Annotated in this window: 17 protein-coding genes; 10 read left to right on the top strand and 7 right to left on the bottom strand. The window is 59.3% G+C overall.

Annotated elements, in window-relative coordinates; translation table 11 throughout:
* Positions 1 to 78: 78 nt before the first annotated feature.
* Entirely contained in the window at positions 79 to 1239 is a 1161-nt protein-coding gene (locus G3T16_RS06415; protein ID WP_163494331.1) for a helix-turn-helix domain-containing protein, read from the top strand.
* Between the two features lie 224 nt (positions 1240 to 1463).
* Entirely contained in the window at positions 1464 to 2612 is a 1149-nt protein-coding gene (locus tag G3T16_RS06410) for a DUF819 family protein (RefSeq protein WP_163494330.1), read from the top strand.
* Between the two features lie 31 nt (positions 2613 to 2643).
* Here the strand turns inward: G3T16_RS06410 and G3T16_RS06405 are convergent, their stop codons facing one another.
* From G3T16_RS06405 to G3T16_RS06395, 3 genes are all read right to left on the bottom strand, one after another.
* Positions 2644 to 4227: a serine hydrolase gene (locus G3T16_RS06405; protein ID WP_163494329.1), complete on the bottom strand. Its 1584-nt coding sequence runs from the start codon at positions 4225 to 4227 to the stop codon at positions 2644 to 2646.
* A gap of 17 nt (positions 4228 to 4244) precedes the next feature.
* Positions 4245 to 5234, bottom strand: a complete 990-nt coding sequence (gene dgcA / locus G3T16_RS06400; protein WP_232059290.1) for an N-acetyl-D-Glu racemase DgcA — start codon at positions 5232 to 5234, stop codon at positions 4245 to 4247.
* A gap of 90 nt (positions 5235 to 5324) precedes the next feature.
* Positions 5325 to 7241 (bottom strand): serine hydrolase domain-containing protein, encoded by a 1917-nt coding sequence (locus tag G3T16_RS06395; RefSeq protein ID WP_163494328.1) that lies wholly within the window; start codon positions 7239 to 7241, stop codon positions 5325 to 5327.
* A 344-nt stretch (positions 7242 to 7585) separates the two neighbouring features.
* On the opposite strand from G3T16_RS06395, the gene G3T16_RS06390 reads away from it, so the two are divergent.
* The 6 genes from G3T16_RS06390 (at position 7586) to G3T16_RS22420 (ending at position 14503) form a co-directional block, all read left to right on the top strand.
* Positions 7586 to 8653 carry a hypothetical protein gene (locus G3T16_RS06390; RefSeq protein ID WP_163494327.1) on the top strand — a complete coding sequence of 356 codons (1068 nt, stop codon included), beginning with the start codon at positions 7586 to 7588 and terminating at the stop codon, positions 8651 to 8653.
* A gap of 81 nt (positions 8654 to 8734) precedes the next feature.
* Positions 8735 to 9718, top strand: a complete 984-nt coding sequence (locus G3T16_RS06385) for an AraC family transcriptional regulator (protein WP_163494326.1) — start codon at positions 8735 to 8737, stop codon at positions 9716 to 9718.
* Positions 9719 to 9852: 134 nt separating this feature from the next.
* Positions 9853 to 12111, top strand: a complete 2259-nt coding sequence (locus G3T16_RS06380) for a TonB-dependent receptor (protein WP_163494325.1) — start codon at positions 9853 to 9855, stop codon at positions 12109 to 12111.
* A gap of 104 nt (positions 12112 to 12215) precedes the next feature.
* Positions 12216 to 13034 carry a tryptophan synthase subunit alpha gene (locus tag G3T16_RS06375; RefSeq protein ID WP_232059352.1) on the top strand — a complete coding sequence of 273 codons (819 nt, stop codon included), beginning with the start codon at positions 12216 to 12218 and terminating at the stop codon, positions 13032 to 13034.
* A gap of 54 nt (positions 13035 to 13088) precedes the next feature.
* Positions 13089 to 14258, top strand: a complete 1170-nt coding sequence (locus tag G3T16_RS06370; protein WP_269473291.1) for a xylulokinase — start codon at positions 13089 to 13091, stop codon at positions 14256 to 14258.
* Positions 14192 to 14503: an FGGY-family carbohydrate kinase gene (locus G3T16_RS22420; RefSeq protein WP_163496985.1), complete on the top strand. Its 312-nt coding sequence runs from the start codon at positions 14192 to 14194 to the stop codon at positions 14501 to 14503. Before G3T16_RS06370 ends, G3T16_RS22420 begins: the two co-directional genes overlap by 67 nt.
* Before the next feature lie 22 nt (positions 14504 to 14525).
* Here the strand turns inward: G3T16_RS22420 and G3T16_RS06360 are convergent, their stop codons facing one another.
* Positions 14526 to 15413 (bottom strand): alpha/beta hydrolase, encoded by an 888-nt coding sequence (locus tag G3T16_RS06360; RefSeq protein ID WP_163494322.1) that lies wholly within the window; start codon positions 15411 to 15413, stop codon positions 14526 to 14528.
* A 747-nt stretch (positions 15414 to 16160) separates the two neighbouring features.
* Between G3T16_RS06360 and mmsA the strand changes: the two genes are divergently transcribed.
* Positions 16161 to 17717, top strand: coding sequence for a CoA-acylating methylmalonate-semialdehyde dehydrogenase (gene mmsA / locus G3T16_RS06355; protein WP_332102871.1), 1557 nt, complete (start codon positions 16161 to 16163; stop codon positions 17715 to 17717).
* Positions 17718 to 17773: 56 nt separating this feature from the next.
* Positions 17774 to 18154 (top strand): VOC family protein, encoded by a 381-nt coding sequence (locus G3T16_RS06350; RefSeq protein WP_163494320.1) that lies wholly within the window; start codon positions 17774 to 17776, stop codon positions 18152 to 18154.
* Positions 18155 to 18165: 11 nt separating this feature from the next.
* Here G3T16_RS06350 and tnpC read toward each other — a convergent pair whose 3' ends face one another.
* The 3 genes from tnpC to G3T16_RS06335 all read right to left on the bottom strand — a co-directional run bounded on the left by tnpC (position 18166) and on the right by G3T16_RS06335 (position 20512).
* Positions 18166 to 19734, bottom strand: coding sequence for an IS66 family transposase (tnpC, locus tag G3T16_RS06345; RefSeq protein ID WP_163494021.1), 1569 nt, complete (start codon positions 19732 to 19734; stop codon positions 18166 to 18168).
* 80 nt (positions 19735 to 19814) lie between these two features.
* On the bottom strand, positions 19815 to 20150 hold the full coding sequence (gene tnpB / locus G3T16_RS06340; protein ID WP_163494022.1) for an IS66 family insertion sequence element accessory protein TnpB: 336 nt from the start codon (positions 20148 to 20150) through the stop codon (positions 19815 to 19817).
* Positions 20147 to 20512 carry a transposase gene (locus G3T16_RS06335; RefSeq protein WP_163494023.1) on the bottom strand — a complete coding sequence of 122 codons (366 nt, stop codon included), beginning with the start codon at positions 20510 to 20512 and terminating at the stop codon, positions 20147 to 20149. The genes tnpB and G3T16_RS06335 overlap by 4 nt, the downstream gene beginning before the upstream one ends.
* Positions 20513 to 20685: the final 173 nt, after the last annotated feature.

Here is a 20685-nt window from a genome sequence, read left to right as displayed (position 1 = left end):
AGGTAGGTAAGCAAGGTAAGCAAGCCAGCTCATGGCCGCATTAGTCTGGATCGAACAGGCCCAGCCGCCTGGATCGACATGGCCCGTTGGGGTCTGCCTGTGGGTATGCCTTCGCTGGCCGGTCTTGTACTGGACAGGCTGATGGGCTCTGATGTGCTAAGCAGGGATGACGTGATGAGAGCGGGGCGGAAGATGTACTACGGCGACGAGTTTGTTGTGCCTCTGGCCCTGGATACGGATCCGGACAAGATCTCCGCAGCGAGCCTGGGACCAATGTTCAGGAACGCGCAGCGGCTCACCCGCTTTTCGTCGACACCGGATCAGAATCCGATTCACGATCCGGCGATGGCCGGTTTCCAGGGTACACCGCTGAGTTACCGGATCAGCGAGCACCAGATGATAGAGATCAATGAGTGCACCCTGGAGTCGCCACTCATCATCCGCAATCAGGTCTCGGACCTGATCAGCTTCCAGTTTGTGTCGAGCATTAAACGTTCGGAATTCGTTGGCAGTCACCGGCACAATCACGACCTCGGCCCTGCGCTGATCGTCACTGTCGTGCCACAGCGGGAGATTACTTACCGGGTGCCCAAGACCGGTGTGCCAATCCGGCATGTTGTGGTCTTCGCCACGCTGTCGGGCCTGCTGGAACGGATGCGGGAGACGCCGGACGATTATCCGGCCTGGCTCGTGGAAACATTGGCGGGCAGGAAGAAAAAGGTGCAACAGCGGGTATTCTTCCTCGATGATGTGCATCGCGAGCCCATCTGGTCCTGTTTTAATCTGCCGGTCTCGGGGTCGCTGCTGGGTCCCTGGATGGCAGCGAAGTCTGGCGAGCTGCTCTGCATTGGCCTGCAGATCCTGAAGAACAGCCAGACCTTCATCGACCGGCGGCCGCTGGATCTGGACCTGCCCTATGCAGAAAAGATTCTGCGCGCCCGTACTATTCTCAGCAGCGAATACCCCAGGCCACCGTCACTGCGTGTGCTGGCGCGGCAACTGGGCATTTCGGAAACCCAGCTGAAGAGCGGTTTCAAATCCATGAACGGCATCACCGTCATGCAATATTGCATCAGCAAGCGTATCGATGCGGCCAAGCTGTTGCTCAAGGACAATCGTCACTCTGTTTCGGAGGTCGGCGATATTGTCGGCTACGAGGACCATTCGGCATTCTCGCGGGCCTTCCGTCGTCTCACTGGCTGCAGTCCACAGGATTGGCGCAGAACCTGGGGCCAGTAACAGTGCGCCCGCTGGTTTCACCGAATCTGCATAATTAATAGTCGTATCGGACTAATTGCTATCCGGGAACAGCCATTACCATCCGCGGCGGGTATGCTGGACGCAATGAAGGGGCCGTGGGGACACCCTCTGTGGCATCAGCATCAGGGGGATTCCGGCCTCGTATCGGCGGGGCGACGATAAAGTGGAATTTGCCAGTTTCTAGGTTAAAAGGATTTCGTAGTATGCCGTTGATTCACGCGGACCAGACCTTCGCGCTCAGTGCTGCGATGATGGCAATAGTGGCGTTCGGGCTCTGGGCAGAGCGCCAGGCCTGGGGACGCAAGCTGGGAGGGCCGCTGGTATTGCTGGCGCTGGCCATGTGCGCGGCCAATCTCGGCGTAATTCCCCATCAGGCTCCAGTCTATGATTCCATTGCGGGCCTGCTGGTACCGATGGCGATTCCTCTGCTGTTGCTGCGGGCGGATTTCCGCACCATCCTGAGTGAAGCGGGCACCATGCTGAAGGCGTTTGCGGTTGCTGTTTGCGCTACAGTGATCGGTGCCGTGGTCGCAGCGGCGGTGGTGGACATGGGGGCGATGGAGGCGAAGATAGCCGGCACCCTCGTCGCCAGCTATATTGGCGGCTCGCTGAATTTTGTCGCCACGGCGGAGGCGGTGGGGCTGCAGGACTCTTCAATCTATGTGGCTGCGCTGTCTGCTGACGTGGTCGGAGCGGTGCTGTTCCTGATGTTGTTGATGTTGCTGCCGGCCTCGGCCCTGGTGCGCAGGTGGTTGCCGTCGGCATTCATCGGTGATCCCGGTGCGCCCACGGCCGAGGCGGACAGTGTCCAGGCCCCCGCCGTCGTCAGCCCGACTTTTCATCTGCCGTCGATAGCCAACGGCATAGCGCTCAGTCTGATTATCTGCGGCCTCAGCTCTGCCTTGAGCGCAGTGCTGGGCATGGAGTCGTTGTTTATCCTGCTGGTGACGGCGTTGTCATTGCTGGTGGCCAATCTCGCGCGCCCGTTGGCGCGCCACATCAGCGCTGAGTTCGAGGTGGGAACCCTGTTCATGTACGTGTTCTTCGCGGTGATCGGCGCGGGTGCAAACCTCGGTACTGTACTCGGATCGGCGCTGCCCATCGTGCTGTTCGCGGCAGTCATGGTCCTGGTGCATCTGGTGATCATCGTGACAGTGGGACGCCTGCTGCGGCTGGACCTGGCGGAAGTCATGATCGCGTCCAACGCCTGCATCCTGGGGCCGCCCGCCGCGGCGGCACTGGCAGCCAGCAAGGGCTGGCGCCCGCTGGTGGCGCCGGGAATGCTGGTGGGTATTCTGGGTTATGCCATCGCGACCTTCATTGGTATCAGCCTGACCAGCCTGCTGGGCTAGGCTGGTCAGGCTGTTACCGCGCGATGCGCTGTCAGTCGGAGTCGTCGACGCGGCGCAGGTCCAGATCGTGGAAATCGAAGGAGAAATCCGTGTTTGGTGAGACCGCCTTCATCCGGATGCGCTCGATACGGCCTGCGGGACTCAGTGAGAATGAGACATAGGCATCGGCCATCAGCTGTCGATCAGTCCAGCGGGCGATGAAGGTGTCGTACTGGAAATGTTCCAGCGGACCCTGCAGGGGCTCGTTGCGTCCCGAATAGAACCACAGCTTGCCGTCATCTTCCTGCACAATGCGAATATCGCCATACCAGGGGTCGCGGTAGCGGCCGGTGTATGCTTCCAGCGGCAGGCTGGGCTCGCTGTCGGCGTTGCGTTCCGCCATGGCCCGGGCAACCTCATCTTCGCCACTGTCTTGCCGTTCCTGCATCACTTGTTCGGAAATCGCGATCCAGTCTTTGCCGGCTTGCGGCGTTTGCTCCGCCAGGAAGCGGTCCAACAATTCATTGACCACGGCACGGGGAGCTACTGACATCTGGTTGTTGCTGGCGAACACTGCCAGTTCCTGCTCCGGCAGCAGCGCAATGAACGTGGTCATCCCCCACAGGCCGCCGCCGTGGGACAGCAGCGGCTGGCCATAAAAGGTGGACACGCCCCAGCCCAGCGCGTAGGCACTGAGGTGGGAACCGGCATGTTCACGCATGTAGGGTGGCGGCGCCGTCAGTGTGACCGGACTGACCAGTTGCTGGTATTGGGCGGTACTGAGCAGCTGCTCGCCGTCGGCCGTGCGGCCTTCGTCCAGCAGGAAGGCCATCCAGCGTGCCATGCTGTCGGCACTGCAGTTGATGCCTCCAGCCCCGGCGCTTACACTGCCGATGCCGCCGCTGGTGATCTGCAGTTTGCCGTCGATCAGCAGGTGTGGTGTGGCGGTACTGGCACTGTCCGGTACCCGGTCCCGCGTTGCACGGCAATCATTCATGCCCAGCGGTTGCAGCAGGCGCTGCTCCAGGAATTCCTCGAAGGGCATCTCCGCTACCCGCGTGACCACTTCGCTGGCGACAATATAGAGCAGGTTGTCGTAATCAAACTGGGAGCGGAAGGAGCTGCTGGGCTTGAGATGCCGCAGTGCATAGATGATTTCGTCGCGGGTGGTCTTGCCCTCCGGGAACATCAGCAGGTCGCCGGCGCCCAGCGGCAGGCCGCTGCGATGGGTGAGCAGATCCCTGATCGTGAACTCGCGGGTGACCCAGGGATCGTACATGCGAAACTCGGGCAGGTAGTCGATGACGGGGGCATCCCAGTCCAGTGCGCCGTCATCCACCAGCAGCGCCAGCGTCGCGGCGGTGAACGCCTTGGCGACAGAGCCGATCTGGAACAGCGTATCGCTATCGACCTTCCCCTCGTGGTCGATCTCGAGAATGCCGTGGCCGTCTGCGTAGTACAGCTCCCCCTGGTAGACGATCGACACGGCCATCCCGGGTACCTGGAAGGTATCCATTGCCCGCGCGATGACCTGGTCAATCGCGTCACCGTCAGGTTGCGCCACCGCGATGGCAGGCAGCAGCCCGCTGCCCGCGCACAACAGCAATGCCGCGCACTGCTTGCCAAACTTGTTCATTATCGGTTTCCTCATGTTCATCCCCACAGGGCCCGATCCGGCGGGGAGACTACACCGCCGCTGAAGTCCATCGCTGGTTCCCGGTCGCGGGTCAATACCAGTGCCCCATCCAGGTCGACGAAACGGCACAACTGGGCCACCACGAAACCGGGCGCCATCGCCAGCGAAGTGCCCACCATATTGCCGACCATCAGTTCCACCCCGCGCTCGCGTGCCATTGCCGCCAGCGTCAGGGCTTCGGTCAGGCCGCCGGTTTTGTCGAGCTTGATATTGATCATCTGGTAGCGGCGCGCGGCCTGCTCAAACTCCGAGCTGTCCAGGCAGGATTCATCGGCGCAGAGCATGACAGGGGATTGATAGTCTTCCAGTGCCTCATCCGCGCCCCGTGGCAGAGGCTGCTCGATCATCGCGATATCCAGTTCCGCGAAGCGTGGTGCCAGCTCCACCAACTGGGCAAAGGTCCAGCCCTGGTTGATATCCACCACAATCTCGGCGTCCGGCCGCGCCTCGCGGACGGCGGCTATGCATTCCAGCGGTTGCTCACCGTCCAGCTTGACCTTGATCTTGCTGGTGTCCAGCGCGCCGGCGACAGCGGCCATCTCCGCGGGTGTGCCGATGCCGACCGTGTTGACGGTCAGGGTGCGCGCCGGTGTGATGCCGGCCATCTCCCAGACCCGACGCCCGCTCTGCTTGGCTTCCAGGTCCCACAGGGCGCAATCGATCGCATTGCGGGCGCCGCCTGCCGGCAGCAGTGTCCTGAGCTGCTCGCGGTCCAGTCCACCCTCCAGTTCGCTGCGGATACTCTCCACCTGCGCCAGCATGCCTTCGCCGGTCTCGTTCAGGTAATAAACCCCTGTGGCTTCGCCCTGGCCGGTGGCACCAGCATCGCTGATAGTCACCTGCAGCAGCTTCACCTCGGTAAAGGTGTAGCCGGTAATCCTGAAGGGCACCCGCAGTGGCCAGGTGGTCAGGGAACACTGTAGTTCACGTTTTTGTGTTGCGGTCACGATTTTCAGCTCCTGCTGTTGGGGTATGGGATGTCGCCGGAAATCTCTCGCGGCTGGACATTATTGCTGTGCATGGCTGCCTCAACTCCTTCAATAATAGTTGAAGCCGAGCAGGTTCCAGTAGTAGTAGAACCAGCTCAGCGCCAGCGCGGCGATGACCACGGCGGTATAACGCAACCGCGCCCAAACACTGGCGAAGCTGCCGCGGCGCCAGACGGTGACAGTGCTGTAAAGTAGATAGAAGCCGGCGAGTGTTGCGATGATCGGCAGCCACAACCACAATTTGAACAGCGTCGGCACGCCGTCGAACAGGCTGTCCCCGACAGCCGTCATTACCACCGCGCCCAGCAACAGCGTCACTACATGGCAGACCGATGCCAGTACCGCGGCCCGCAGCGCAGTCCGTTCCGGCGCCGGCCAGGAGCGGATCTCGCGGCGCTGATAGAAGCGCCGCAGCAGAACCGCGGCAAACACCAGCATCGAGAGCAGCACCAGCATCCCATTGAAGGCCGGCGTAGCCCAGACGGGCAGCTTGCGCATGGACATGAAGGGCAGGCCATCCAGGACAAAGCCGTTGATGGCGCCGTGTTCATCCTGCTGGAACGCAAGCAGCCGGGGGCTGAAACCGGCGTCGAGGGAGACCTTGCTGCTGACCTCGCGGAACAGGTTCTCGTCGATCTCGGCGTACTGTTTGGCCTTGTCGCCCATGGTGACGATCAGAGTGTTGTTCTCGCTGGGTGCGACGGTGAAACTGAACGCCATCCCCAAGGCTTTTTCAAAGCCGGTGAAGCTGGCACGCCAGGGCGCATAGTTGCCCGCGAACCGGGCTGCACGCTCGGAAAAGTCCGCGGGCGGCACTGGCCGCGCCTCGTCGCGCGGGAAAAAGTGGTCGTAGAAGCCCGGCGCCAACAGGGTGCGGACGATGCTGCCGCCGTCCGCGCCAAAGGAGAAAAACATGGTCAGCTCATTGGCTTCATCGACCCCCAGATAGGAGTGGAACCAGTTGGTGTCACCGCCGTGGCCTACCACACGGTGACCGTTGTAGTCGTTGGCGTAGAAGCCCAGTGCCATGCCCATCATGCGTTCGTCGTGGGAGAATTGCGGCGCCAGGGTCAGGGCCATGGTCTCCGGTTGCAGAATGCGGCCGCCATCGAGTTCGCCGCCATTGCGCACCGCCTCGCCGAAACGGACCATGTCGGTCGCTGTCGCTGACAGGGCGCCGGCGGGGCCGAAGTTGGCCACAATCTCAAAGGGCTTGCGCACGAAGTCGCCGGCCTCCAGCCCATAACTGCCGGCCATCCGCGCGTCGAGCCCGGCGGGGAGCGGTTCTTCGAAACTGGAGTTCTGCATCGCCAGCGGCTCCAGGATATGGCGCCGGATATAGTCGTTGAAGGGCATGCCGGAGACATTGGCCACGATCAGGCCAGCAAGCGCGGTAGCATAGTTGGAATAGGCGGTCTGGGCACCGGGCGGAGTGACTCTCGCGGGCTGGAAGCGCGCCATGGACTCGGCCAGTGGCAGGACCTTGTCCGGGTCATTGCCAATGAGATAGCTTAGTGCTGCCTCCTCAAACCCGGCGGTATGGGTCAGGATGTGCCGCAGCGTGACCGGCTCGGGAAAGCTGTCCTCAATACTGAAGGTTTCCAGATAGGTATTGACGTCGGCGTCGAGGTCCAGCCGGCCCTGCTCGACCAGCTGCATCACTGCGACCCAGGTAAACAGCTTGGAAGCGGAGCCGGGCCGGAACAGGGTGCGGTAGGGGTCCACCGGAATCTGCTGTTCAATGTCCTCGAAGCCATAGCCCTTGGCCAGGATCAGTTCGCCCTTGTGGGCGATGACGACCGTACCCGAGGGACTGCCAAAATTGCGCATCAGTGGAATAACAATGCCGTCAACGACCGCCTCCACCTCTGCCGGATCGTCTATACCGGCTCGCGCGGCTTGCGTTCCCAGTATCAACATCAGTGCCAGCAGCGCGCTGCCGAATCGACTTTTCAACGTCATCATGTTTTTCTGCCCCCGGAGTTTAATTCTCAGGGACTGATGGTAGCTGCGGCCGGCGCGGTACTGGTAGGCCGATACGCCTCCGGAGTGTGCAGATCCGGTGGAATCTGCACATTCGGCCCCCTGCATGTGGATTATTGCCTCCTGTCAGCGTCCGGCGGCCGGCGTGGCGAGGGGCCTGTCCCGGAGCCGGTATCCGGTCTGCCAACGGGCACGACGGGTATCCGGATACCGCCATCCTGTCCGGATACCGCAAGCAGTTGAGGGACACGACGGCGCGGCTGTTGTGGTGGCATCGAAGTTCTACCAGTATCGGAGTCTGGTACGTCTGTAAACTGAGAGTCGTCATGCGCTATCTGGCACACGCTGCGTTTGTCATTGCTGCTTCGTTCGCGATCATCGCCCTGCTGGGGCAGGATTTCTTCAACCGCTGGGCGGGTTTCCTGTCGATCGCCGCGATACCGATGATGGTGATGCTGAATATCTTCTGTGGTGGGGACGCTCCGCGGCAGCAGCCCCGCACCGGTTTGCGCTTGCTCGCTGTGGCCACGCTGGCCGGGGCCGTTGTAGCAGGGACGGTACTGGTGGCTGTGCAGGGCGAACTGGCGACCCCCTCCATTGTCGCGGTGATGTTCGTCATCTTCGGCGTTGTAGTGATGATGTGGCTTGCCCTGGTATTCGCCGGCTGGCCCGCTACTGCGGCAAAATTGGGTGGCTGGCGTACCGGACTATTGCTGTGGACCCTGGCCTATGTCATCGCGGCACTGTTGTATCCACTGCTGTTCGATTTCACCGCCTTTGGTCCCGCAGGGGCGGGTTTCGAGGGCTGGTTTCCGGCCTGGGATTGTATTGTCTTCTGTATTACCACGCTGGGAGTCATATTTGCGTTGAGCCTGTTTGAACAAATGCCGCTGACGGTTGCGCACAGGCTCGGGCAGCCCTGGACAGGATTGATCACGGCGGTGGCCGTGCTGTTGCTGGCCGGACTGCTGATGGGGACGTTCACCGGTCTTGTGGGTGTGGATGTCGTCGCCTTCATGGTGGCGGGACCGGTCGCCTTCATGTTTGGCGTATTCATGGTGACAGATGTGGCGGGCGGCCGTTTCCTCAGCCATCGACCGCAGCCATTGCGTGGACTGGCCTTGCTGGTTGCCAGTTCGCTGGCGGGCCTAGTACTCTATCTGGCTTACGGGCAGGCGATGGCGCTGATGGCCCCCGGCCAGTCGTCCGGAGGCCCCACCTACGCCGCTGAATTGTGGTTGGCCAATGCGATGCTGTCGATTACCTTCCCCGTTATCCTGATTCACATGAACCTGTTTGACGGTTGGCCGCTGCCAGGACCTGGCCAGGGCCAAACTGGCCGGGCCCCGGAGCTGAGACCGGAAAAGGGGGCGCAGGCCTATACCGGGGAATAGGGCGCCGCTGAGGCACTATCGAACTGCTCCGATGTGCCCTAGAATAGTGCCGAGCAAGGGCCGCTGGCGGAGGACATGACTGTGTTTCAGAACGCTGTGACATCACCTCTTGAAAAATACAGTGTTTTTGCCTCTACCCGCCTGGATGAGGTGGTCGACAATGTCGCCAGTGCCTATTGCCCCCACAAGCTGCTGCTCAACGACCGCGCCAGCCAGGTCAATGCCCGCTACCACCGGTTTGCGCTGCGCGACACCTCGCTGAACTTCCTGCAGTACGGCGCCGACGTCGCCATCAACATAGGCCCGTTCGAAGAGTTCTATATGCTGGAGCTGCCGCTGGCCGGCAGGGTGCGGCTGCAATACGGCGATCAGGACTATATCAACCGGCCCGGTATGGCGGCCCTGCTGTCACCGGAGAAGCCTGTCAGATCGCGTTGGTCGTCGGATTGCGCGGAGGTGATGATAAAGATCGACCGGCGCAAGCTGGAGGGCTGCCTTGCCGAGGCGATTGGCTGTGTGCCGACACAGCCGCTGGAGTTCAGCCCGCTGATCGATCTGGCCTCGCCTTCCGGCCGCGCGATCAGTGAATATGTCAGTTACCTGGTCAACCAGGCGCGGGAGAACAGCCCGGTGCTCGGCTTTGGTCCCGGTGTCTCCTCTCTCGAAAAAACCCTGTTCAATCTGTTGCTGACCTGTCAGCCGCACAATTACACCGACGCTCTGGTGGCCCAGCGCAATCCCGTGCTGCCGCACTATGTGGTCAAGGCGCGGGACTACATCCATGCCCACCTGCAGGGTGACATCCGGGTGGAGGAGCTGGCGCTGGCCGCGGGTGTCACCGAGCGGGCGCTGTTCTACGCCTTCAAGCGTTTTGTGGGCGTAACGCCGTACGCCTATGTCCGCAACCTGCGGCTGGAGAAGGTCAGGCAGGAACTGACACACTCGTCCTCCTCGACCACCATCACCGAGATTGCCTGTAAATGGGGTTTCTCCCATATGGGCCGATTCGCGAGAGACTACGCCCAGAGGTTTGGCGAGAAGCCTTCTGCAACCCGGCGTCGCTGAGCAGCCGCTTCCTGTTTGCCCTTTCCTGCAATAAGTGGCTAGTGGTCACGGAATACGGCTATATTCCGCGGCTGTCGCGCCGTAGATTCAATCCCTGGACATACACAAACAAGATCGAGTCTGGGGGTAGATGAATGGCAAAGGGCAACGGCAGGGCAATTTCGGCATTCCTCTCCTGCGTCACCGGCCTGGGAGTCAGCGGCCTCTGCGTCAACGCAGTGGCCGCTCAGCCCGGGGCGACGCTGGAGGAGGTCGTGGTAACCGCGCGGCGCAGGGCCGAGAGCCTGCAAAGTACGCCGGTTTCAGTAACGGCATTCACCGCCAACGAACTCGCGGCGCGCCAGATCAGCAATATCTCCCAGATCGCCGAGGCTACGCCGAATCTGGTGTTTGATTCCTCCGCGCCGATATCGGGCAGCAAGTCGGCCGCATCGATTTTCATTCGCGGCATCGGCCAGACGGACTTCGCGCTGGTGACCGACCCGGGGGTCGGCCTCTATCTCGATGGCGTCTATATTGCGCGCTCCGTGGGTGGGGTGCTGGAACTGGCCGATGTGGAGCAGGTGGAAGTATTGCGAGGCCCCCAGGGTACGTTGTTTGGCAAGAACACCATCGGCGGTGCGATCAATGTGATTTCCCGCAAACCCGGGGCAGAACTGGGCGGCAGTGTGGAACTCAAACTGGGTACCGATCAGCGCAGGGATTTCAAGGCTTCGGTGGATCTGCCACTCTCGGATACCCTGGCGGTCAGGCTTGCCTATGCCAACCTGAATCAGGATGGCTACGTCGAGAATCTGGGCGGTGGACCGGACCTGGGCGATACCGATGCTCAACTGGGCAGTCTGATAGTGGATTTTCATCCCACCGAGAATTTCTCCATGATCTTCGCGGCCGATGCCACCTACCGGCGCGAACAGGCGATGGCGCAGAAAATCCTGGACTTCAACCCGGAGGCGGGGGCGCCGACCTTCGCGCCCTTCAACGGAGTGATAGCACCTTTTTTGGGCGTGCAACCCTACGATGCGCGCTACCTGGTCGGCGGCAAATTCGCGACTTCGCAGGGGCGCAATGAGCTCGCCCGCTCAGACCTGGATGTCTACGGTGTGTCGCTCACGCTCAACTACGATTTCGAGGCCTTCAGCCTCAAGTCCATCACCGCGCAACGGGGTTTTGACAGCCAGTTTGGACGCGATTCGGACAACTCGCCCTTCGTTATTGTGGAAACCTTCGACGACATGGAGCACGACCAGTTCAGCCAGGAATTCCAGTTCAGTGGCGTGGCGCTGGATGAGCGGCTGGACTGGTTGCTGGGCGCCTATTATTTCCAGGAAGACGGTGACAACCTGAACCTGGTGCGCACCGCAGTGCTGGATATCCAGAGTGGTGGCGCCATCGACAGCGACAGCTGGGCGCTGTTCGCCCATTCCTCCTATGATCTCAGCGACCGTCTCAGGCTCAATGTCGGGGCCCGCTATACCGAGGAGACCAAGCGTTTTACACCGGACCAGCAGGTGCTGTTCAATGAGTTTACCCAACCGCTGTTTGGCGGCGCGGGGTTCACCGACGGCCAGCGTATCCTGCCGTTCCAGGAATACAGCCAGGACTTCGATGACTTCTCGGTGACCGCTGGCCTGGACTACCACTGGACCGACCGGTTGATGACCTATATCTCCTATTCCGAGGGTTTCAAGAGTGGCGGTTTCAACCAGCGCGTATTTCCACCGCGGGAAGTGCCGGGCTCCTTCGACCCGGAGCAGGTGCAGGTGTATGAACTGGGGGCGAAATGGAGCAACAGCGCGGATACCATCCGGCTGGAAAGCGCGATTTTCTACACCGACTACGACGATATCCAGGTGAAGATCATCGATGTGGTGGCGCCGGGTACAGGCAACGCTGCAGCGGGGGAGGTTTACGGTGGCGAACTGGAACTTGGACTACTGCTGACGCCGGCGCTGGAGTTACAGTTTGGCCTGGGCTATCTCGACACCCAGTACACCGATTTCGACAATGACTTTGACCCCGCCCAGGGCATTGATGAGGGCGACAGTTTCGTCAATTCCCCCGAGTGGTCACTGTCGGGCTCGCTGGCCTACACGGCGTCTGTCGGGGATCTTGGCGAACTCACCCTGCGCGGCGACTGGAGCTATCGCGATAAAGTGTACAACGATGCGGCCAACACCGAGGCCATTGCCCAGCAGGCACTGCATCTGTTCAATGCCGGCGTCACCTATACCACCGCGGCGGAAACCTGGCAGCTGGCCTTGCAGGTGCGCAATCTATCGGACCGTAGCTACCTGATTACCGGCAACAACGAGTTCAACGGCTTTGGCTATGTGGAAGGCGTCTATGCCCGGCCGCGGGAATGGTCGCTGTCGGTAAAACGCATGTTCTGACGGTCGGCCCGCTGTCCCGCGATGGGCGGGAGCATGCCGCAGGAATCGACGGGCCAGTGTCGTTTCCTGACTCCCTGCAACAAACTTGTGAGTCCGCTTTCGTGATGTCATATCTGCACTGTTCGCAAATCTCAGACACGCCATCTGAACAACAGGACAGCCGCCGCAACCGGCTGGATTGGCGCCTCGCCAGTGGCCGGCCGCTGCTGACCTGCTACTTCCCCGTCGGCGATCCGGCGATGCCGCCGGAGCTGCTGCGGATCTACGCCGACTGCGGCGTCGATGTGGTGGAGCTGGGCCTGCCCACTGCCGATCCTTTCATGGATGGCGCGGCGGTCCGCAATGCCATGGCACGGGGCGCTGCGAATCCCGACATTTACCCGGCCCTGGCCGCCACAGCCGGGGTCGTGCGGTCGATAGACGGCGGGCCGGCCGTGCTCTGCATGAGCTATACGGCGATCGATCTGGATGCTTTTCTGCAGTGCGCAGCGCTGCCACTGCTCGATGGTCTGCTGATGCTGGGCCTGGACGCCTGCCCCCGGCGCGACGAGATTCTGGCCGTGAGCCGGCACCACGATATCCGCCAGGTCCGGTTCGTCGACTGGGAGCTGGACCCGGCCGCCGTGGAGGCGGCGCGCGCATCCGAGGCCTATCTGATGCTGCAGGCCGCCCCCGGTCCCACCGGCGCCCGGCAGATGCTGGATCCGCGCAATGCACTGCATATAAAGCAGTTGCGGGCCCGGGGACTGGCCCAGCCGATTCTGCTGGGATTCGGTATCAGTACACCACAGCAGGCGGCAGAGGCGGTCGCGATGGGCGCCAATGGTGTGGTGATCGGCTCCCGTTGCCTGCAGTTGGCCCAGCAGGGGCCGGAGGTGCTGAGCGGGTTCCTGCGCGCGGTACGGGAGTCTCTGGATGGCTGAGACAGCGCAGTACCTGCTGGGAATCGATGTCGGTACCACGGCGGTAAAGGGGGGCTGTTTGGCGCCGATGGCGAGCTGCTTGCCCAGGCCTCGCGGCGCTATCCCACCGCCCGCTCGCGCCACTGCTTCGTTGAGCAGGCGGCGGCCGACTGGCTGACGGCGATCGACGACATTCTGGCCGAGTTGCTCGAAGGCCGCAGCCAGTTGTCGATAGCCGCGCTGGGCCTGTGCAGCCAGGTCAATACCCATGTCTTCGTCGATGCCGCGGGACGGGCGCTGCTGCCGGCCATCGTCTGGCAGGATGGCAGGGCCGCGCAGGAGGCGGAAACCCTGGACAGCCAGCTCAGCCCGGAGCAGAAGCAGGCCTGGTGGGGCGCGCCGGTGCCCATCGATGCCAGTCATCCGCTGGCCCGGATGGCCTGGGTGGCGGCCCACGCCCCGGCAGAGTGGGAGCAGACCCGCTGGGTGCTTTCCCCCAAGGATTACTGCCTGTTGCAGCTGACCGGCAAGGTGGCCAGTGATCCGGTCAGTTCCTTCGGACTGGTGGATCAGTGCGGGGTCTACCTGGAGCCGCTGCTGGCGCTGGTGCCCGGTGCGGCCCGGCGCCTGCCCCCGTTGCAGCCGATGGAACGGGTGCTGGGCCTCACGCTGCCGGAGCGCAGCCGTGGTCTCGGCGTACCGGTGGTCACGGGCACCATGGATGCCTGGAGCAACATGTTTGGCTCCGGTGTCGCCGGGATCGGCGAGGGCGCCTATTTCAGCGGGACCAGCGAGATCATCACACTGGTGTCGGATCGCAGGGTTGCGACCGCAGGCGTACTCAGTTTCCTGCCGGTGGCAGACTGGTATGTTCATGCCGGCCCCACCCAGAGCGGCGGCGATTCCCTGCGCTGGTTTGCGGAATGTGTCGGTCAGGCGGTGGATACCGTGCTGGCCGAGGCGGCGGCGGTTGACCGCAGCCAGGGACGGCTACTGTTCCTGCCGCATCTGCAGGGCGAGCGGGCGCCGCTGTGGGACCCCTACAGCCGCGGCAGCTTCCTCGGCATCGAGGCCGACACCGGCATCGGCGATATGGCGCTGGCGGTGCTGGAAGGCGTCGCCTGTTCCGCTCGCCTGTTGTATGACAGTGTGGCCGAGGCTGCCGGACGTTCCTATCCATTTCTGTATCTGGGGGCGGTGGCAGTCAGTCGGGGCTGTGGTGCCAGATTCGTGCGGATGTGCTGAATATCGAACTGCGCAGGCTGTGTTTTGCCGACACCGGTGTGCTCGGTGCCGCGATCCTGGCCGGGGCGGGGGTGGGGCTGTTCGAATCGGTGCCACAGGCCGCGCGGCGTATGGTCACGGTGGAGCAGGTGTTCCGGCCCGATCCCGGCCGTCGCGAGCGCTACGACAGACTGCTGGCCCTGTACCTCGAGACCTACCATGCGCTGAAACCCATTTACCAGCGGATGATCCGACGCGTCCCTTGAAGAGGCCCTTCTCTTCCCGAGCCTAAGAGTTTTCGCGAGTTTGTGCAATTGCAGCGCTGCCGAGCGGACTGTAGGGGTTGCCTAAAGATTCCATTAATTCATAATGATTGTAACCTTCGATTGAAAGGTACTGTACGGGCTTGCCAGCGATCCTCAGGGTCTCGGCAAATTCTCGTGTTTGACGTTTAAATTCAGGGGTTTCGTCACTGCCATGCGAGAGAATGACGGGGATATTGAATTTATCGACATGCCGTTGGGCACTCATCATATCCACGATCTCATCCGTAAACCTGACATACTCAGAACGATTTGACAGTCTCACCGGATGCAAATCATACATCCCACTGATCAGTACCGCACCCTTGTAAGGGATTTTTTCAAAACCAAATGGATTCCAGTCCGCCACAATGGCTGCGCTGCCAAGGTGTGCCCCAGAAGAAAATCCTGATAGATAAAGGCGATCTGGATCACCACCCAGAGTTCTTGCGTTTTTTGCGAGCCAGGCCAGTCCACTACAAATTTGTGTCAGCATAGGATTGAGGTCGCCATTTGTTTCCTCGACTGATATAAAATCGAAAATGGCAAAACCGATACCGGCTTTGACAAAAGCTTCTGCGGGAAACAACATGCTTTCTGCCTTCCTTTGTCGCCAGGCACCGCCATGTACATGGATATGGATCGGTGAATCCGGTTCAGAGGCAGGATAATAAAACAACTTTTCGATTGGAGAAGGCCCATAACTGAAAGTATGTGGCTCGCCTATGCGCTGCCGCATAAGGACGCTGTTTTTCTCCATCCTTTTTATTATCTGAACATGGTTCGGCGCATAAACCTGTTGGTCATATGCTGCATTGAGTGCCTTTTGATCGAAATTCAACCAAACTTTTTCCTGCGGTGGGTTAATGGCCAATGTCAAGCCTCCAAAATGTCAGTGAATTATGCACCAGATTGAAACTAAATCAGTCCTGTAGCGCAGAGTGCTACTACATGGGGTAATAACTCTGTTGGCATTGAGTGACTCTTCGGTAGTTGGATGCTTGCCGGTATTGAGTGTGAGTTGGAATACTGAACTCGTCGTTTTTGTATTTTCGTCTTACAGGATAATTCTTCAGTTGACTCTAGTTGGGTAATATTCTATTGGGTAATATTCTGTACTAGGTAATATTCTGTAATCACCAGGCCTGAGATTTTTTCCACATTAGATGAGAAATCCCCTTAGTGCGAAGACCAAGTTTTCATAAACTCTATTCATCTTTAATATGAGGATCTCAGAGCAACAGACCATGGCGAGATCGCTGAGCGTTTCGATGTTCACCCGAATCAAATCACCAGGTGGAAGACGCAGTTCCTGGAGGCTTCGGGTTCATGAAGGAGCTTACGGGAACGAGCCGCCAGAAATGGGCTTATTAGCGTGATTAAGTAGAACCAGTGGGCCATGCTATATCCGTGAATCATACTAATAATGACTATTTTGTATTGGACCGTATTTGACCCAAACTCATAGTGTAAGTAGTTGAAATATTGATTCAGGTTTAGAGTTGTCGCGGCCTATTATCATCTTGTCTTGATTGGCCAGTTTATGATCTTTGGTTTTGACTCCGAGCATCAGTTGAGAAATCTATTAATTCAATTAGGTTATTGAAATACGTTCGGCCTGATGGCAATTAATCGCTACGAATCAGTTCTACCCGGTGGTCATATAATATTAGGGAGTTCAAGAGGTTTTATGTCGGAGTTTACACATTTTATTTCAGGGCGTTCGGAACCTTCGTCCGGAAAATCGATGCCGATCTACAATCCGTCGACGGGAAAGGAGGCTGGCAAGGTAAAACTTGGCCTTGAGAAAGATGTTGATTTAGCGGTGCTTGCAGCGAAAACGGCTTTCCGTAATTGGTCAAAGTTGGGGCTGCAGCAGCGCATCGACAAGATATATGATATTCGGCAGGCACTGGCGGATAACCGTGAGCAGATTATTCAATTGGTTGTTGAACAGACCGGTAAGACGCTGGCAGATGCGACCGCGGAGGTGACTCGATCTGTTGAGATTATCGGGCATGCGACGGCAACAACGGTTCTTTCGGCGACTCCATATACGCGCGGTGTGGCTACCGGCATCAACACCTATGAGGTCCGCTATCCCGTGGGTGTCGTGGCGGCGATTAGTCCTTTCAACTTTCCAGTCATGATACCTCTCCTGCAGAGCATGATGGCGATTGCTTGTGGTAATACTGTTGTTCTCAAGCCGAGCGAACGAAATCCTGCTGCGTTACTGCGGATAGCGGAATTGTTCACTGAAGCTGGTCTTCCTGATGGAGTTTTTAATGTCGTTATGGGTGATCGGTTGGTCGTAGACCGAATTATAGAGCACCCTGACGTGGCAGCCATCACTTTCGTAGGTTCCACTCCCGTTGCGCGAGAAGTCAGAGAAAGAGGCGTTGCCCGGAAAAAACGGGTCCAGGCGTTTGGCGGCGGCAAGAATCATCTGGTCATTATGCCCGACACAGATATTGATTTTGCTGCGAATGCGGCAGTTTCCTCAGCTTTTGGCGCGGCGGGACAGCGTTGCATGGCAGTTTCGGTCGTAGTGGCGGTGGGTGAAATCGGAGATTTTCTGGTGGAGGCCATAAAGAGTCGTGCTGCGTCAATTCCGGTAGGTGGTATTGACGATGCTTCGGCGCAGTTGGGTCCAGTGATTAGTGAACAGAGCAAACGGCGTATAGCTGATTGCATTGAAACGGCTGCTAACGAGGGTGCTGAGATCGTTCTTGATGGCAGGGCGGAATTTTCAAAGGAAGGCGAGGGATGGTATATCGGACCGACGATCATAGACCATGTATCTCCGGACATGGCTGCCCATAGAGATGAGATATTCGGTCCGGTTCTTTCAATCGTGCGTGTAGACACATATGAAGAGGCTATTGAAATCATCTCCGCCAGCGACTTTGGAAATGGAGCTGCTATTTTTACACGAGACGGATCGATAGCAACACGTTTTACTGATGATGCGCAAGCCGGTCAAATTGGTATAAATGTGCCTATTCCCTCCCCGGTATATTTTCATGGTTTTGCAGGTTGGAAAGATAGTGCTTTCACAGAGACCAAGATGCACGGTCGTGATGCGATCGACTTTCTAACACGGACTAAAACTGTGACTAATCGAACACTTGAACCCATTGTGAAGAGCGATGTTACGATGGAATTCGTGACACGCTAAAGAGTCTGTGTCGAGATGAATAAAGTTATTTGGTTCGCTAGTGATAGGTGGTTAAGATGATAGATCGTATAGGTCATATCAATATTCGTACTACAGAAAAGCACTTCGAAGAGACGCTCACGTTTTATGAAAAGTTGTTGGGGCTGAAACGTGCTGATTCCATGGCAACACCTGGCCCAGATAATATCTGGCTCTTTGCCGATAGCGGGCGGGCTATCGTCCATGTTAATTCTGTCGAAGAGGGTGGTGATGTGGAACCCGATGGTGTTAGTACGGGACGATTGAATCATGTTGCCTTCGATTGTCGGGATTATGATCAGGCGATTGAGCGGATGGATTCATTGGGTTTGGAGCACACTCGATACGAGACTAAAGCTGAAGGATTATTTCTTGTCGTTACCAAGGATCCGATCAACAATATTGTGATCGAGCTGTAACCGTCCGGTAATCACACCTTGATGGGCGGCTCCCAGTTGTGCGGCAGCAGAGCTGTCAGGTCAGATTGCCTGGCGGTGGGGATACGCTCCAGCACATGCCGCAGATAGGCCTGGGCATCAAGCCCATTGATCTTAGCCGACTGGATCAGCGTCATCACGTTGGCCGCGCGCTGGCCGCTGCGCACAGAGCCTGCAAACAGCCAGTTCTTCCGCCCCAGGGCCCACGGCCTGATCTGGTTTTCCACCCAGTTGTTGTCGATGGGGATTCGCCCATCATCCAGATAACGAACCAGGGCCTCCCAGCGTTTCAAAGCATAATCGATCGCTTTGGCGGTACGTGTGCCGCTCGTCAGCTTGGATCGCTGTCCGGTTAACCAGCCATGGAATGCGGTGATGATGGGCCGCGCCTGTTGCTCGCGAACCTGTTGTCTGTGTTCCGGCATGGCTTCAGCCGTTGCGCGCTCAATCTCATAAAGCGCACCGATGGTGGCAAGGGCTCGCTCCGCAATCGGGCTCTGGTTGTGCTCCAGTAACTCATGGAACTTGCGTCTCGCATGGGCCCAGCAACCCACTTCGTGAATGCCCTGTACAAAGCCCGCTTTGTAGCCTGCGTAATCATCACAGATGAGGCTCCCCTGCCAACCGGCCAGGAACTCGCGAGACACCTGGCCGGATCGCGTGGGTTGGAAGTCGTACACCACGCCCTGTATCGGCAAGGTCCGCGGTGTCGCATAGGCCCACACATAGGCTCGCTGCGTTTTCTTCTTGCCGGGATCCAGCATCGCCACCGGTGTTTCATCGGCGTGCAGAATGTCCTGTGCCAGCAGTTCACGACGCAGCGCATCGACCAGCGGGGCCAGCTCCACCCCGCAGCGGCCCACCCAGTCAGCCAGTGTTGAGCGGGAGAGCTCAACACCCGCGCGGGCATAGATCTGCTGTTGCCGATACAGCGGCAGGTGATCCGCGTATTTGCTGATCAGCACCTGAGCCAGCAGGTTGGTCGTCGGAATGCCCTTGTCAATGACGTGGGGCGCCACGGGCGCCTGCACGAGGGTCTCGCACTGCTTACAGGCCCATTTGCTACGGATATGGCGTTCTACCGAGAACTGACCGGGCTCGTAGTCGAGCTTCTCACTGATATCTTCGCCAATGCAGGCTAGCTGGCAGCCGCAGGTGCACATGGTCGACTCGGGATCGTGGTGGATATCCGTGCGGGGCAATTCTGCAGGCAAGGATTGCCGTGCCGGCTTACGTGGCGTCCGCGTTGACCTGGGTGTGTCGGTGAGCTGCGCCAGCTCCGACTCTACCGCGGCGAGGTCCTCCTCAACGATGTCATCGAGCAGGCGGTATTGCGTGCTGCCACCCGCTTCACTGCGCTGGCCAAAGCGGTGACGTTTCAGTATGGCCAGCTCGTGAGTCAGTTGTTCGTTACGGATTTTGTAATGCTGCAGGGTCTTGTCGCGCTGGAGGAGTTCGGCGGCATGCTGCGCCTGTTGATCACCCAGCTGGGTGATCAACTGCGCTGCCATCTGGCGGAGCTGATCGTCTGAGAGGTGTGTGAGATCGGTGCGCAATTCCATGACCGATACTGTGCCAAAGAATCGAGCACGGCACCAGATCAACTATTTGCGTAGACTACGGTGCCCTTTTTTGCTCTGCGCTACTGCCGGTCAATCACGTGATTGGCCGCCGCGTATTGCCAGGGCAAGCCGACCACGAGGGCCTGTAGCTGCGCGCTGTCGAGTGTGACCACGCCGCCCGTGCGCAGGGGGCTCCAGGTGAACTTGCCCTGATGTAACCGGCGCGCGGCGAGCCAGATACCGAAGCCATCACACACCAGCACCTTCATCCGGTTGGCGCGCTTGTTGGCAAATACGTAGGCACAGTGGTGCCGGGCTTCACCGAAGCTGTTGATGACTCGGGCCAGCGCCGTATCGGGGCCTGCCCGCATATCGAGGGGTTCACGCGCGAGCCAAATCTCGTCAATCTGTATCACTGCAGGATGGACCTGAGCCAGGAGACCGAACGGTCGATCTCGCTCAATGGCCACTCCACGGTGACCTGGCCGAGCGGCGCATCCAGCCGGATGCTGACAGTGGGCTGAACTCGCGCTACGCTCTGGCCAGGGTTGGATGAGTCTTTGGTGGGCACGGGTAGCCGCACAAATTCTCCCGTGCCATCAACCGCCCGTGACCGGCGCCACTTGTGTACCAGGTTGAGGTTGAGGCCATGCCGCAGCGCGACCTCGGCCACGGAGGTGTTTGGCTGATGGCACTCGGCCAACACTCGCTGTTTGAACCTCGGCGAATAGCGCCGCCGCCGCTTGATGATCCTTGGAAGAGACGCTTCGTCATCCATATCAGGTGCCCACTTATCATTAGGTGGGCACCTAGCTTACGCAGTTCGCGGGGTTCGAAAAGATGGGTTTACCGGACGGTTACATCGAGCTTTCATTTGGCGTCGATAATGTGATACGAACCGACCTGCATACAGCAGACTAAGGCGGGAGTTGATCAGGCTTACCGATTCAA

The sequence above is a fragment of the Kineobactrum salinum genome, assembly GCF_010669285.1.
In the GTDB taxonomy this organism is placed as follows: Bacteria; Pseudomonadota; Gammaproteobacteria; order Pseudomonadales; family Halieaceae; genus Kineobactrum; species Kineobactrum salinum.
The sequence above is the reverse complement of the archived record's forward strand: the minus strand, read 5'-3'. Positions and strand labels throughout refer to the sequence as shown.